At 60.8% G+C, this 13,121-nt stretch carries 12 protein-coding genes; 6 read left to right on the top strand and 6 right to left on the bottom strand.

All coding sequences use genetic code 11. The features are described 5' to 3' along the window. Positions 1-110 precede the first annotated feature (110 nt). Together F2P45_RS11195 and F2P45_RS11190 are read right to left on the bottom strand one after the other, a co-directional pair. The gene (locus tag F2P45_RS11195) at positions 111-500 is read right to left on the bottom strand and encodes a hypothetical protein (RefSeq protein WP_166874305.1); all 390 of its coding nucleotides are present in this window, start codon (positions 498-500) and stop codon (positions 111-113) included. Between the two features lie 60 nt (positions 501-560). Continuing rightward, positions 561-1,379, bottom strand: a complete 819-nt coding sequence (locus F2P45_RS11190) for a TatD family hydrolase (protein ID WP_166874302.1) — start codon at positions 1,377-1,379, stop codon at positions 561-563. 242 nt (positions 1,380-1,621) lie between these two features. Between F2P45_RS11190 and F2P45_RS11185 the strand changes: the two genes are divergently transcribed. The 4 genes from F2P45_RS11185 to F2P45_RS11170 all read left to right on the top strand — a co-directional run bounded on the left by F2P45_RS11185 (position 1,622) and on the right by F2P45_RS11170 (position 6,156). Next, the gene (locus F2P45_RS11185) at positions 1,622-2,050 is read left to right on the top strand and encodes a hypothetical protein (protein WP_166874299.1); all 429 of its coding nucleotides are present in this window, start codon (positions 1,622-1,624) and stop codon (positions 2,048-2,050) included. A 307-nt stretch (positions 2,051-2,357) separates the two neighbouring features. Then, positions 2,358-3,902, top strand: coding sequence for a hypothetical protein (locus F2P45_RS11180; protein WP_166874297.1), 1,545 nt, complete (start codon positions 2,358-2,360; stop codon positions 3,900-3,902). A 224-nt stretch (positions 3,903-4,126) separates the two neighbouring features. Then, on the top strand, positions 4,127-5,509 hold the full coding sequence (eat, locus tag F2P45_RS11175) for an ethanolamine permease (protein WP_166874292.1): 1,383 nt from the start codon (positions 4,127-4,129) through the stop codon (positions 5,507-5,509). 89 nt (positions 5,510-5,598) lie between these two features. Then, positions 5,599-6,156: an SMI1/KNR4 family protein gene (locus F2P45_RS11170; RefSeq protein ID WP_166874290.1), complete on the top strand. Its 558-nt coding sequence runs from the start codon at positions 5,599-5,601 to the stop codon at positions 6,154-6,156. A 237-nt stretch (positions 6,157-6,393) separates the two neighbouring features. On the opposite strand, the gene F2P45_RS11165 is transcribed toward F2P45_RS11170, so the two are convergent. The 3 genes from F2P45_RS11165 to F2P45_RS35635 are packed head-to-tail and all read right to left on the bottom strand — an operon-like array spanning position 6,394 to position 8,529. Beyond that, positions 6,394-7,935: a sensor domain-containing diguanylate cyclase gene (locus F2P45_RS11165; protein ID WP_166874287.1), complete on the bottom strand. Its 1,542-nt coding sequence runs from the start codon at positions 7,933-7,935 to the stop codon at positions 6,394-6,396. Further along, the gene (locus tag F2P45_RS11160; RefSeq protein ID WP_166874284.1) at positions 7,932-8,312 is read right to left on the bottom strand and encodes an HVO_A0114 family putative DNA-binding protein; all 381 of its coding nucleotides are present in this window, start codon (positions 8,310-8,312) and stop codon (positions 7,932-7,934) included. Before F2P45_RS11160 ends, F2P45_RS11165 begins: the two co-directional genes overlap by 4 nt. After that, a complete protein-coding gene (locus tag F2P45_RS35635) occupies positions 8,251-8,529 on the bottom strand; it encodes a toxin-antitoxin system TumE family protein (RefSeq protein WP_229505034.1) in 279 nt (92 codons plus the stop codon). The genes F2P45_RS11160 and F2P45_RS35635 overlap by 62 nt, the downstream gene beginning before the upstream one ends. A 426-nt stretch (positions 8,530-8,955) precedes the next feature. On the opposite strand from F2P45_RS35635, the gene F2P45_RS11155 reads away from it, so the two are divergent. After that, positions 8,956-9,534: a hypothetical protein gene (locus F2P45_RS11155; RefSeq protein ID WP_166874281.1), complete on the top strand. Its 579-nt coding sequence runs from the start codon at positions 8,956-8,958 to the stop codon at positions 9,532-9,534. Between the two features lie 11 nt (positions 9,535-9,545). Further along, positions 9,546-11,417, top strand: a complete 1,872-nt coding sequence (locus F2P45_RS11150) for a nucleotidyl transferase AbiEii/AbiGii toxin family protein (protein WP_166874278.1) — start codon at positions 9,546-9,548, stop codon at positions 11,415-11,417. A gap of 13 nt (positions 11,418-11,430) precedes the next feature. On the opposite strand, the gene F2P45_RS11145 is transcribed toward F2P45_RS11150, so the two are convergent. Next, positions 11,431-12,918, bottom strand: a complete 1,488-nt coding sequence (locus F2P45_RS11145; RefSeq protein WP_166874276.1) for a serine hydrolase domain-containing protein — start codon at positions 12,916-12,918, stop codon at positions 11,431-11,433. Positions 12,919-13,121 lie beyond the last annotated feature (203 nt).

The following is a 13,121-nucleotide window of genomic DNA, read 5'->3' as shown; positions in this document are numbered from 1 at the left end:
TCAAAAGTTACAGGGGTATGACGCAAAGAATTTGCGGATCGAGAAGGCAGGACATAATGAAGAAACCATTAATAGCTTCACGATATTAATGTTAATTCAAGTAAACTATTTTATGATTTTGATATGAGTCGGGTAGGCGCCGCCGTCGGCATCATCGGTAATTCGACATCATCAATGTGGGCGGCAAGACCGTCGGCCGCTTCACGTTCGATGACAGCCAGCACGACCTCGACATGCAGTTCCGGGCCAAGTCCAATGTCGTCGATGAAGGGATCTTCATGCGTGCCCCGGCGCGGGTGGACCACGAAGGAGAAATACTCACTGGGTGCGCAGATGACCAGCTTCACCGAGCTCACGGCGGTGCCGGAACCGTCCACCCACGCGATGCTTAGGGCGGGAATGGCGCTGGTCGCCCGGGCGGCGCTCTGTTTTCCGAAAACTCGGTGATGGATTTGCGTGCGATGGAAAACCCAAGCGACCGAGGCAAGCGCAAGGATCATGCGCCCGCTGATGCGAGCGTGCGACGAGAGCGAGTTGAAGAAGGTGAAATGTGACCGGGGTCAGCCCGGCGTGTGGGGCAAGTCGGCGAGTCCGAAGAATCCCATCGTCGCCGCATAGGCATCGGCCCTGACCTGCTCAACCGGCACGCCGCGGGCAATGGCCAGCAGTTCGGCGACGCGCGGCAAGGCCGCCGGTTCGTTTCTGCCCGCGATGCTCGGCGCGTAGCCGGGCGGGGTCAGGTAGGGCGCATCGGTTTCGAGCATTGTGCGCTCGGGCGGAATGGCTTGCAGGGCACGCAGCAAGTCTTGATTGCGGTTTTTCTGCCCGACCCAGCCGGTGATGCCGAGATAGAAGCCGCGCTCGATGTACTGCCGCGCCACAGTCTCGCTACCGGTGAAGCAGTGCACCACGCAGTTCGGCAGACGGTCCTTGAAGTTATCCAGGATGGCCAGCAGGTCGTCCGCAGCCTCGCGTTCATGCAGGAACAAGGGCTTTCCGACCGTACACGCCAGCGCGACTTGGGATTCGAGCGCGGCGCGCTGCACATGGCGCGGCGACAGGTCGCGGTTGTAGTCCAGGCCAGTCTCGCCTACTGCAACGGCATTCGGATGCGACAGCAATGCGCGCAGCTGGAGCAATGCATCGGCGTCGAGCTCGGACGCGTAATGCGGATGAATGCCGGCGGTGAAGCATGCAGTGCCGGGAGCCATTTTTTCCGTCAGCAGCGCCACTTCCCTGGAAATCTTGAGCGATGTGCCAGTCAAAATGAAGCGCTCGACACCGGCGTCCTGCGCGCGGGCGATGACTTGTTTCCAATCGCGAGTGAAACGGTGGCTGGCGAGGTTCAGTCCAATATCGATGAGGGGAGAAATCTGCATGACTGCTATTGTGGACTGAGTGTTAATTGTCTGTCAATATGACTTTGCTGTCAGTTCGGATCATATGGCGTTGACACATAGCAATGCTTCCGACTACGATCCAGCCTCCATTGCATTATTCAGTGTCGCCATTGTTCAGTGTCGCCATTGTTCAGGCGAGCAGGTCTGTGGAAATCAACAACGACGAAGCTGGCTCTCAATTTGAGATGGGCAAACCTCCGAAATCAGATGAGGCTATTTGAATGCATAAAGATACCGTTGTCGCGGTAGTTTCGGTCGCCATTCTTGGCATGCTTTTCCTCGCTGGCACATATGTGTATCGGGGCGCAGCGCCCGGATGCATGTTCTCGAAATTCCAGCATTATGCTTGGTCGTATGATGGCGCCAAACGAACCGGTCGCCGGCTCGATGGCTCTCCCGAGATGTTCATTCAAGAGGCACTGCTGGTGCCAGGCGGCATGCGCGCCGAGACGGCATTTCGACGTGGCGAAACTCTGGTTGCTTGCAAATTGGATCTGAAGTATGCCCATAGACTCGCCTATGTCGAGTTGCGCTCGTCCGACTTTGCCGCCGCTGTGCAAGCCTGGCGAGTCGGCCAGAATCATGCGACCGGCTTCCGGGAAGGCCCATTGAAGCGCTGGGAGAGCGGGGGAAGCCCACGACGAGGATAGAAGATTCTGGTACCCGAACTACGTGTTCGCGGAAGCGCCGGATTGGTTTTCCAAAGAACAGATCAATGAATCCACGTTCGTCGCGTTTTGGCGCGGTGGCCATCTCTTCAAAGGCAAAAGTCCGGACGAATACTATTGGGTGGGATATCTGGACTAGGCGCGTATTGGGATAATGTCGATATTTTCCCGCCAGCCCTCATGATTTGTGATTTGTCGTCGATATAACCTTATGTCAATGTTGCTTCGTCGGTCAGTTCGGCCGGAAGTGTCCAGTTGATAAACAGACTATCCTTTACAAATCGCGAAGATGACCGCCATTTCTCCCATTTCCAGCCGCAACACGGTGCCGGTGCGCAGTCCTGTACCGATTTCTCAACGCAACGATGAGCAGGCCGTCCAGCGCCCGTCCTCGTCGACCATTGTCAGCCTCAGCCCGCAGAGCCTGTCCGCGGCCGCCTCCGGCCGCGCCGCCCTGCATTGGGAATCGGCGGCGCAGGATGGCGTCAGCGCGCTGATGGCCGCCAATGTCGCCGCGCGCTCGGCGGCCGGCCGTTTCAGCGGACTGGGCGCGGCCTTGCTGACCCAGTTCAGGGGCGAGGCCGGCAACGTTTCCCAATCGGTCCAGCTGGCCCCGTCCGCAACGCTAGCCTCGCCTTACGGCATCGCGGCCGCGCCGCCATTCTTGCATGGCCTAGGCAACGACAAGATTTCGCTCAGCATCACCACCAAAAGCGGGGTCGAAGTCACCTTGTCGCTGGATAACACCGACGATGGCCTGGCGGTGCGCATGAGCAGCAGCGCGGAACTGAGCGATGCCGAGCGCAGCGCGCTGGCCGGCCTGGCCGGCGGTTTCCAGGACGCCATCGACGGCATGACGCAGGAGCCGCCCTCGGTCAGGCTGCAGGGCTTGACGCAATTCGATCCGGCCGTGCTGGCCTCGGTCGACCTGCGCGCCACCATCAAACTGGCCGGCGACCCCGAAGCGACCCAGGCGCTGAGCTTCCGCGCCGACGCCGCGCAGCGCACGGTCAGCCTGAGCGGACCGTCCGGCACGGCCTCTGTCAGCGTCGATACCGGCAATCTGGCGGGCCTGGGCAGCCCGGAACAGCAGGCCAGGGCGCTGGCCAGCAATCTCAAGCAATTCGACCAGGCGGCATCGCGCGGCCGGGCCGATGCCGGACTGATGACGATGTTCAAGGAAGCCTTTACCGGCCTGAACAGCAATGTCGGGAGCGCGCAGCCCCGCAGCGGCGTGGCCACGGGTGGCAAGTGGGAGCTGGCGGCCGCCGACCACGCCGTGCTGAGCGGGCTGGCCGACTTCAGCGCCTCGATCAGCCAGGTGAGCACTGCGATCAACCCGATGCGCTCGAGCGAACTGGACAGCTTCGCCTACGAGGTGTCGCAAAGCACCAATGTGGGCGGGCGCAGCCAGGGCGAGCGCACCGTCTCGCAACAGCAGAAGTCCGAGCTGAACGCGAGTTTCCATACGCCGAGCACGCCCGGCACCACGCTCAAACTGGACCACACCCAAGAATCGCAGAACTACGATTATCATCAGATCAAGGACGCGGCCAGCAGCGACATGAACCTGGCGTACAGCGACGGACACCTGGTCAAGGCCACGCTCAATCAGTCCGCCAGCCAGTCGGCCCGGGTGCTGAGCTATGCGATGGGCAAGCTGGTGTCCGATATTTTCAGCCCGGGTCAGCAATCGTTCCAGCGCGACCTGCTGGCGGCGCTGGCACCGTACCTCACCGGTCACACAAGTTTGTCGGAGGAACAGAAAGAACACCAGCGCCAGCAATCGTTGACCAGCCTCGGCGAACAGGTCTTGCTCAAGAGTTATCCGTAGCCCTTGACGCCGCATGAATGCCCCGGCGCTTCGCGGCGCCGGACCCGCTCGATGCGCTTTGTTGCGCATTCTGGAGCGAACTCTTCCCCAAAACCGTTGATTTAACGGCATACTTAACTCGTCAGCATCGTTCCCCCGCGTCCGACGGCAGCATGGCCGGACGCGCGTGCGCTGGCCGCATCTTCGTATCACGTTTCCCCACCTTACCCGGACTGGAGTGACTCATGAACGCGAACACCGCGGGCGCGCCCGCGCTCAAGCAGGCTTTAAGCACCTTTCAATTGTGGGGCATTGCGGTCGGGTTGGTCATTTCTGGCGAGTATTTCGGCTGGAGCTACGGCTGGGCCTCGGCCGGCACCCTCGGTTTCGCCGTGACGGCCATCTTCATCGCTGCCATGTACACCACCTTCATCTTCAGCTTCACCGAGCTGACCACCTCGATCCCCCATGCCGGCGGGCCGTTTGCCTACAGCAAGCGCGCCTTCGGGCCGGTCGGCGGCTACATTGCCGGGGCCGCCACGCTGATCGAATTCGTGTTCGCCCCGCCCGCCATCGCCCTGGCCATCGGCGCCTATCTGAACGTGCAGTTTCCGGCGCTCGATCCCAAGCTGGTGGCGGTCGGCGCGTATGTGATTTTCATGACCATGAACATCATCGGCGTGCAGGTGGCGGCCACGCTGGAGCTGATGCTGGCGCTGCTGGCGATCTTCGAGTTGCTGGTGTTTATGGGCGTGGTGGCACCGGGATTTTCGCTTGTCAACTTCACCAAGGGCGGCTGGGCCGGGCAGGATAGCTTCAGCATGGCTGCCGTTCCCGGCATGTTCGCCGCCATTCCGTTTGCGATCTGGTTTTTCCTCGCCATCGAGGGCGTGGCGATGGCCGCCGAAGAGGCCAAGGACCCGCGCCGCTCGATTCCCATCGCGTATGTGAGCGGCATCCTGACACTGGTGGCGCTGGCCATGGGCGTGATGCTGTTCGCGGGCGGGGCGGGGGACTGGACCAAGCTGTCCAATATCAACGATCCACTGCCGCAGGCGATGAAGATGATCGTTGGCGGCAGCAGCGGCTGGCTGCATATGCTGGTGTGGCTGGGCTTGTTCGGCCTGATTGCCTCGTTTCACGGCATTATCTTCGGCTATTCGCGCCAGATCTTTGCGCTTGCCCGCGAAGGGTATCTGCCGCACTATTTCGCCAGGATTCATCCGCGCTTCAAGACCCCGCACCGGGCCGTGCTGGCCGGCGGGGTGGTCGGGATCGCCGCAATCTACAGCGACGAGCTGATCAAGATCGGCGGCCAGACCCTGACGGCCAATATCGTCACCATGTCGGTGTTCGGGGCGATCACGATGTATATCGTCAGCATGCTGGCGCTGTTCAAGCTGCGCCGCAGCGAGCCGCAGATGGTACGGCCGTTCAGCGCGCCGCTGTATCCGTTCTTCCCGCTGTTCGCCTTGCTGGGCGCGCTGGTCTGCCTGGGGACGATGGTGTACTACAACTTCGTCATGTCGCTGGTGTTCGCCGGCTTGATGCTGGCCGGCTACGGGGTGTTCCTGATGACGGCGGGACGGCGCGCGGCGTTGGCGCCGCAGCAGGTGGAGAATGCCTGAACGGCTTCAACTGGGCTCAGGCAGCATGGTAAAACTTGCAAGCGCATCGGCATGGCGCCGATAGAAGGTTCCCACCCAAGAGATAGATCATGGCAAGTTTAGAGCATGTATTCGGAGAAGCGCGCAGTGCGCTTGAAGCGCTTCATCCCGACTTGCCGAAGCGATTGAGTGAGCCGGCGAGCGCGGCTCAAATAGCATCATTTGAGCATGAGACCGGCATTCGGCTTCCCGATCCGGTTCGTCTTTTGTATCGCCAAGCGGATGGTTGCAATCAAGGCGACGGAATTTTTGGCGGTTGGGAATGGATAGGAACCGAGTTCCTCGGCGACCATTTGGCGGAACTACAGATGTCCCTCGAATCCGACCGTCCCGACGAAGCCGAAGCAATGACACTCGTTCCCTTGTTCTACGCCAACGGCGACTATCTCTGCATTCGCCACAAGGAAGATTCGGGCACGCTTTACTATGTTCCGCACGACGCTCCGACGGTCGAGTCTGTTGCCGGGACTCTTGTGGAGTTTCTGGAGCAATTCGTAGCGCGTATCGCTGCCGGCGCATTAGTCCTTAATCAATTCACCACACCCCTGGGCATCCATTTTTCGGTGAATCCGCCGAACCGGGAGTATTGGCCACCCGACTTCGAATAGCTATAGCGGCTCGCGTTTGAAAACGGCCGTGCTCGCAATCCACGCCGTTTTCGGATCACAATATCTGCGAGCGAAAGATCGTCCGCGCTCACGCCATCTGCAAATGAGCTTGCAATCGGCGGCGTCGGCTTGCATCCCATGCCGGCCGGCTCACATTAGTTGCGCTTGACTAGACCGGCAATCCGCCCGCCAGCATCAGATGAAAAATTGAGTCACCGAGCGGGACCGTGCGAGGACCTATGTCGCCACACAACAGCGTCGTTTCCCCAAAACTTTGGCATGATACATCGCTTGATCGGCCTTTTTGAGCAAGGTATCAGTACTGGTCGCTGAGGCCGGAAAAGCCGCAACGCCCACACTGGCTGAAACCGTGGCGGTGATGCCATCAATCGGATACGGTTCCGATACAATCTCTATCAGCCGCTGTGCAAACGCTGCACCTTGTTCCAGATCGGATTCCAGCAAGGCAATCGCAAATTCGTCGCCGCCCAGTCGCGCACAGAAATCAGACTCCCGCACGGCATCTGTGATCCTGATGGACACCGTTTTCAACAATTGGTCTCCCACAGCATGACCGAAGGTATCGTTCACGGCCTTAAAACCATCCAAATCGATAAATAGTATCGCCAGTCCTGTCTTGTTTCGCAGGCACAGCGCCAAGTGCTGATTGACCACGAGGTGGAATGACGAACGATTGGCCAAACCGGTCAATCCATCGTGCTGCGCTTCATGCTTGGCATGCTGTAGCGACTTCGCAGTGTCCTGCAAGGCCCGCCCCATCGCGTTAGCCTCTTCAAAGTACAACGGCGCAATGACGATTGCAGTTTCACCGAGCGCCAGTGCAATGGCTGGTTTGGTCAACGCAACTATGGACGTGGCCACGCGCCCCCCAATAAACCATGCCAGAGCGATCCCCAGGCCCAACGCGGCAAAGGTTGCCACAATCAACTGGGTCAAAGTTTCGCGCAGCCCTAAGGTTAGTTGCTCCAATGGCATGCCCAGCACAACCGACCACCTGCTCACTTGCGAGCGGCTATATACCGTAATTACGGGAATGCCATCCAGCGTCTTGGTCTTAAAACTATCTTCGTCGGCATTGGCCATGCGTTGCAACAGATCTGGGTTGACTTTTTTTCCCAGAAATTTCACCAAATCATGCGTTCGCACCACTACCGCGCCGGTACTGTCCACAATGGAAGCCCGCCACGTTGGGGGCAGCTTTTGCTCCGTCAGCACCGGGGCGAGCTGGGTCGGCGGCGCCGTAGCATTGAGCAGATACAGGAACGCGCCGTCGCGCTTGACGGGAACGGCAACGGTATAGATGAAGCGACCAACCACCGGACCTATGTAAAGATCGGAAACACCTGGCTTGCCGGTTTTTATGATGCGTTTCAGCAACGGTGCAGTAGTAAGCTTGGGCAATGGTTCGCCAAACGGCCGCCGTGTAGACAGAAGCAATTGCCCGCTAGCATCCACGACCACGATGCTGTCAGCTTGCATGTTCTTCACTGCACCCAGCGCCCTCGAATGGAAGCCCTTGAGGTCACCAGTCGCCAGTCGGTGAGAGGTGGCAAGTGCTTCCAGCGCGGCCTGGGTACGGCCAAAATCCCGGTCGATAGCGGACACCATGGCGCGCGCCTGGCTTATGGCGTTGCTGATGAGCTGCGCTTGCTCGCGCTCATAAAACTCAAAAATTAGAAGCGCTGCGACAACAGCGATGGGCAGCACGCAGCCCAGCACCAAAGTGACCAGACGAGTGCGAATGCTTGGGCTCTTCATGGCGCGGGAGCGAATGGTGAGTCCTCTGGCGCCAGGCCGATCACAGTCCGTATCTCGTCGTGGGCGGCGCGGACACCGTCCCGTGTTTGATCGAGCAGGCCGGCCATTGCCGGGATCTTAACATCCTGATGCACACGCTTGTAGTCTCGCCCAAGCGCTCGGGCGAGTTCGGCAACCGTTGCTGCGGGTCTACTCCGGACATGGCGCAGTAACTCGAGGCGCTTCCCGGTAAGCGTTCGGGAAAGCCCGTCCCAGCTTTCGACTGTGACATGGCTTTCCGGTGCGATAGCGCCCACCTCGGCGCGGCGGATCGCATCAAGGACGCACGCTTTCGATGCGGTCCGGTCGTAATTCACATGCAGGTCGGTATCGTTCATGGCTTGTTCCTTGTCCGAGCCACATCAGCAAGGAAATCGTCAATGAGCGCCCCAGTCGAGGAACTGGCTCCTCGCGACCTTTGACGTGGCGATGATCAACCTTTTCGCGTTCGTTGTCGTCCTCAACCAGGCGCCGCCCATCAATGCCGTAAAGCAGTCGGTACTTGACACCGTGACCGCTGAATGGCACTCGCGAAAACACCCTCCATACCACCATCTCCTGGAGTGCTCCATCGTCGAACACGACTCGATTGAAGATTTACCAATTCCGGATCCGTATGGCACATGATGACATAAAAAATGATGCCATAAAACAAAATGGGATCAAGCGCCATAGAGCAACAGCTGTTTCTCTTGGGTATGCCTAAATGAGTCGCTTGAGCGAGACGGTTTTCTTGTCTCAATATCGGCGTCGAATGCGAGCACGCACGGTCACTTTCAAACGCGAGCCGTGACAAATAGCCCGGTTCCGGGCACTGACGATGCGCTCGAACAGGCCTTCGCATCGCGTGCGCAGGCGGGTGCCGCCGTGTTCCAGCTGTTTGATCTTGTTGGCGGCCTTGCTTGCTTGATGTGATGGGCGTTCCGTCCACTGTATCATATTGGTTTTTCGATAAGTCACGCCACGCGCCACTGGAAGCCCATGTATGAAATTCACCTGACCACCGCACCGCTGGCCGGTTCGCAGTGGGCCGGCTTCGCGCGCTTCGCCGCCGCCATCGAAGCCAAACCGATGGTCATCGCACTGGCGCGCGGTAGGCATCCGGTACAGCCGATGCTGTCCTTGTGCCGCGCCGGAACCATCGATCAAGCCATCGCCTTTGCGCAGGCGCTGGCCGTTCAGGCGGCGCAAGCCGGTTTCGCGGTGGTGCGCTGCAAGATCGAGCAGGATGCCTCGCCGGATACGCGGCCTGTGGCGGGCGAGCGCCATCATTACTATGAATGGCACGCCCGCATGGCCGTGCCCGAGCCGATCCGCCTGCGACTGGCGGCGCTGTGCGCGCCCTTCGGTGGCCATTTGTCGAACAACGCCATCCGCGGCGGCGATATCCGCTACGTGACCCTGCGCGAAACCGGCGAGCACGCCGGCTTGCGCTCGCGCGTGGATGAATTGCGCGGAGCGCTTGACGCGCACGGATGGACAATCGAAAAACAGCAGTGGGAACGCGTCGTCTTCGACAGCAATCTCGCACTCGATAAGGGATGGCTGGAGCAGGCATGATGAGAATAACGATGCAAGACATCGCGGACTACGCCGCGCAACGCGATATGAACGAACATGCGGTCCTGCGCCTGGTTGCTGAAGAAGCTTTTCTGCGCCGTGCCGCGATTGTGGACGGTCCGTTCATGCTCAAGGGCAGCTATGTCACCAGCCAGCAGATCGACCAGGCGTGGCGGCGCATGCCCGGCGACCTCGATTGGGTCGGCCTTGGCGCGCTCGATGCGAACGAGCTCACTGCCTGGGCGACGGCCGTCACCGAAACCGATTGCGACGACGGCATTCGTTTCGACAGTTTTTCTAAAAACGCGTTCTGGCGCGACATCGACTACGCGATGGACGACGATTTTCCGACTGTAAATACCAGTCTCGACGCGTGGATAGGCGATCAACACCGTGACGTTGACATCGACGTCAGCTTTGGCCTGCGCCTGGAGCCGCCGCCGCAGTCCTTGCTGTACCAGCCCCGCATGGGCGAGGCGTTCACGGTCAACAAGAGCGTGGCGACCGAACTGCAGATGGCGTGGAAGCTGCATCAATGTATGGTCCGGCCACGCTTCAAGGACATGATGGACATCGTTCTCGTGCTGCGCGCCAATACGGTCGATGCCGCTGTCATCCGGGCGGTCCTGGAAGAAGAGTGCCGGCGCGATAAGACGCCAATGGAGCGCTTCAACTGGCTGCTCGACCAAACCATCGTGCTACACCCGGCGTGGGAGAGGATCAAATGCGGACGTTACAGTATGGCCGACTGTTTTGAAGAGTGGCGTGCGAGCACATCACCGTTTCCCGGCCTGCACCTGGCCGAAGACCGGCTGGAACATGTGTATTGCGGCGGCGCCGAGCTGTTGTGGCCCGACCTCGGCCGGCTTGTCGCGGAATTGTCCACGCTGCTGAAAGGCGCCGGCTTTGCGCCTGTGGCGGCGCCAGCTTATGCGCCGTCGGCCGAGCCGGTCGGCATGTCGGTGCGGCTTGCTCGGGCGGCGCCCCTGAACGCGCCCGCGCCTGACGCGCGCATCGCGCTGGCGGAGGGCTTTCTCAGGCGCGTCGCGATCATCGACGGTCCTTTCATGCTCGAAGGCAGTTATGTGACCCGCCAGCGGATTCATGAAGGCTGGCGCCGCATTCCAAACGGTCTCGACTGGGTGGGCCTCGGGCCGCCCGATGCCGCGCTGCTGACGACCTGGCTGACCGCCATTGCCGACATCGCGCTCGATGACGGCGTGCGCTTTCGTGGTTTTTCCGACGATCCGCTCCGATGCCATATCGACACCGCGTTCGCCGGGGATTTCCCGGCCGCGAAGATTGATCTGGCCGGCTGGACCGGCGCGCAGCGGGTCGAGCACTGCCACCTGAACGTCCGCTTCGGCGTGCAACCCGGGCTAGCCCCGCAGCCGATGCCATACCGGCCGCAGTCCGGCGCGCCATTCATGCTACCAAACTGTGTGGCGGCCGAATTGCAGATTGCATGGAAACTGCATCGCTGCCTGACGCGGCCGAGCTTCAAGGATATGCTGGATTTGTCTCTGTTAATTGGCGACAACAGCGTTGACGAAAAACTGGTCTGGGCCGCGTTGGAGAATGCATGCGGCCATGGGCTGGCGCTGATCAGGCGTTTTGACTGGCTGCTCGATCAGCAGGTCGGCCTGCATCCGCACTGGCGGGGACGGGGCGGCGCGCAGGCATGTTTTTCGGCCTGGGTCGGCCCGGGTTCCGGCACCGGCGTTCCGCAATCGTGCGAACCGGGCCTCGATGAGGTATATAAGGGACGCGATCAGTGGTGGGATTACGACGACTTCATCGGCGATCTGGCGAACAATCTGCAGCGTGCCGGGTTCAAGCACGTACCCGCCTCGGTGATCGGCCTCGGCGGGCTGCGCGGCTGAGCGCGCCTGCGCTTCACTTGCCCTGTTTCAGGGCATTGAGCCGTTTCAGACTGTCCTGCGCGTTCTTCGCTTGCGGGTCGAGCTCGAGCGCGCGCTGGTAGCTGGCGATGGCATCGTCAAGATGGCCGTTCTTTTCATGCGCTTCGCCCAGGCTGTCGAACACATTGCTGCTGGCAGGGTATTGCGTGGCATTGAACTTGAACACCGCCAGGCTTTGTTTCAGCTTGCCCTGCATGAGCATCTCGTAGGCCCAGTTGTTCACGAAGGCTTCATCGAGCCTGAACTGCGGATCGGCGGCGCGCAGTTCCTGGTAGAGCGCGCCGATCTGCTCGTAGCCGCGTTTTTCCAGTGCGGCCACCAGCGCCGGCGGCGCGCTGTGGATGGTCAGCGGGAAGGCGCGGTTCAGGGCGCGCCGGGCGATATCGTCCGAGCCGCTGTGCGAATTGGACATCAGCACCACGCCGCGCCGCGTGTCCGGATCGAAGCCGATATAGGTGCGGTAGCCGGCGGTGCCGCCGTTATGCCAGACGATGTGCGAGCCGAACTTGTCGAGAATATGCCAGCCCAGGCCGATGTATTCGCCCGCCTGCTTGCCAATCGGGTGCTGGCGCTGGTGCGCGGCCTGCATGGCCGGATACAGCGGCGAGGGAATCAGGCCCGCATTGACGCCGACGAACTTGAGCAGGTCGGACGTACTCGAGCGCAGTGCGCCCATGCCGGCCAGCGCCGGCATGTCCCAGTTCCGGGACGCCATGCCGGGCATGCCGTAGCCGGTCGCGAGCCGTTGTTTCAGGTCGGCGCCGAGGGTGATGGCGGTGCTGTCCATGCCCAGCGGCTTGCTGATGCGCTGGCCCACCAGGGTCTCGAAATCGCTTCCCGCGCGCAGGCTCAGGATATGCCCGAGCAGGCCGACGCCGTAATTCGAATAGCCGTACACTTCGCCGCTGGCGCGCGCCGGCTCGTAACTGCCCAGCGCCGCATACAGTTGCGCGACGGTGTAATCGGCGAACGGATTGGCGGGATTGGCCGGCGCCAGGTTCGCTGGCGTACTTGGCAAACCAGACAGTTGCGCCGACAGTTCGCGCAAGGTGATCGGCTTGCCCTTGAACTGCGGCGTCTTGACGCCGGCCGGCAGCCAGGCGCCGATCGGGTCGTCCAGCTTGACGTCGCCGCGCAGCGCCATGTCGCTCAACAGGGTGGCGCTGAACACCTTGGTGATCGAACCGATTTCGTAGACCGTGTCGGCGCCGGCCGGGGCGCCGCCGATGCTCATGGTGCCGTACGAGATCACCCGGCTGCCGCGTGGATCGATCAGGCCGACCACCATGCCGCTGCCTTTTTTATCGATATCGACGCGTGCCTTCATCATGGCCAGGATCTCGGCGTCGCTCGCCGGCACCGGCACCGCCGCCGCGCTGCGGGCGCTGGCGCCGGTGGCCAACAGGGCCAGCACGCAGGAAGCTGCGAGCGCAGGCAGGGTAAATCGTCGTGATGCTGTCATGGTCGTCGAAGAGTGAGCGGCGTGGGGCGGCCGGTGCGCGGCTTGCAGTCTATCAGCAAGGATGGGCTGTCGAATAGAGGGTTGGCCGGGATTCGTGTAAAAATACCCAAATCATCTTGTAACCGATTGAATTTATGAGATAACTTCTGATTCTATCAGCTTGATTGGACAGCGCGATCGTGGCTCAGAATCATGTAGACCTA

It is taken from the genome of Massilia mucilaginosa, assembly GCF_011682145.1.
Classification (GTDB): Bacteria; Pseudomonadota; Gammaproteobacteria; order Burkholderiales; family Burkholderiaceae_D; genus Telluria_A; species Telluria_A mucilaginosa.
This window is presented reverse-complemented; position numbering and strand designations above follow the sequence as displayed.

Excerpts from the sequence above, each read along its gene's own strand:
- F2P45_RS11195 (WP_166874305.1), bottom strand. The coding sequence starts at position 500 with ATGATCCTTGCGCTTGCCTCGGTCGCTTGGGTTTTCCATCGCACGCAA.
- F2P45_RS11190 (WP_166874302.1), bottom strand. The coding sequence starts at position 1,379 with ATGCAGATTTCTCCCCTCATCGATATTGGACTGAACCTCGCCAGCCAC.
- F2P45_RS11185 (WP_166874299.1), top strand. The coding sequence starts at position 1,622 with ATGCATAAAGATACCGTTGTCGCGGTAGTTTCGGTCGCCATTCTTGGC.
- F2P45_RS11180 (WP_166874297.1), top strand. The coding sequence starts at position 2,358 with ATGACCGCCATTTCTCCCATTTCCAGCCGCAACACGGTGCCGGTGCGC.
- eat (WP_166874292.1), top strand. The coding sequence starts at position 4,127 with ATGAACGCGAACACCGCGGGCGCGCCCGCGCTCAAGCAGGCTTTAAGC.
- F2P45_RS11170 (WP_166874290.1), top strand. The coding sequence starts at position 5,599 with ATGGCAAGTTTAGAGCATGTATTCGGAGAAGCGCGCAGTGCGCTTGAA.
- F2P45_RS11165 (WP_166874287.1), bottom strand. The coding sequence starts at position 7,935 with ATGAAGAGCCCAAGCATTCGCACTCGTCTGGTCACTTTGGTGCTGGGC.
- F2P45_RS11160 (WP_166874284.1), bottom strand. The coding sequence starts at position 8,312 with ATGAACGATACCGACCTGCATGTGAATTACGACCGGACCGCATCGAAA.
- F2P45_RS35635 (WP_229505034.1), bottom strand. The coding sequence starts at position 8,529 with ATGGTGGTATGGAGGGTGTTTTCGCGAGTGCCATTCAGCGGTCACGGT.
- F2P45_RS11155 (WP_166874281.1), top strand. The coding sequence starts at position 8,956 with ATGTATGAAATTCACCTGACCACCGCACCGCTGGCCGGTTCGCAGTGG.
- F2P45_RS11150 (WP_166874278.1), top strand. The coding sequence starts at position 9,546 with ATGCAAGACATCGCGGACTACGCCGCGCAACGCGATATGAACGAACAT.
- F2P45_RS11145 (WP_166874276.1), bottom strand. The coding sequence starts at position 12,918 with ATGACAGCATCACGACGATTTACCCTGCCTGCGCTCGCAGCTTCCTGC.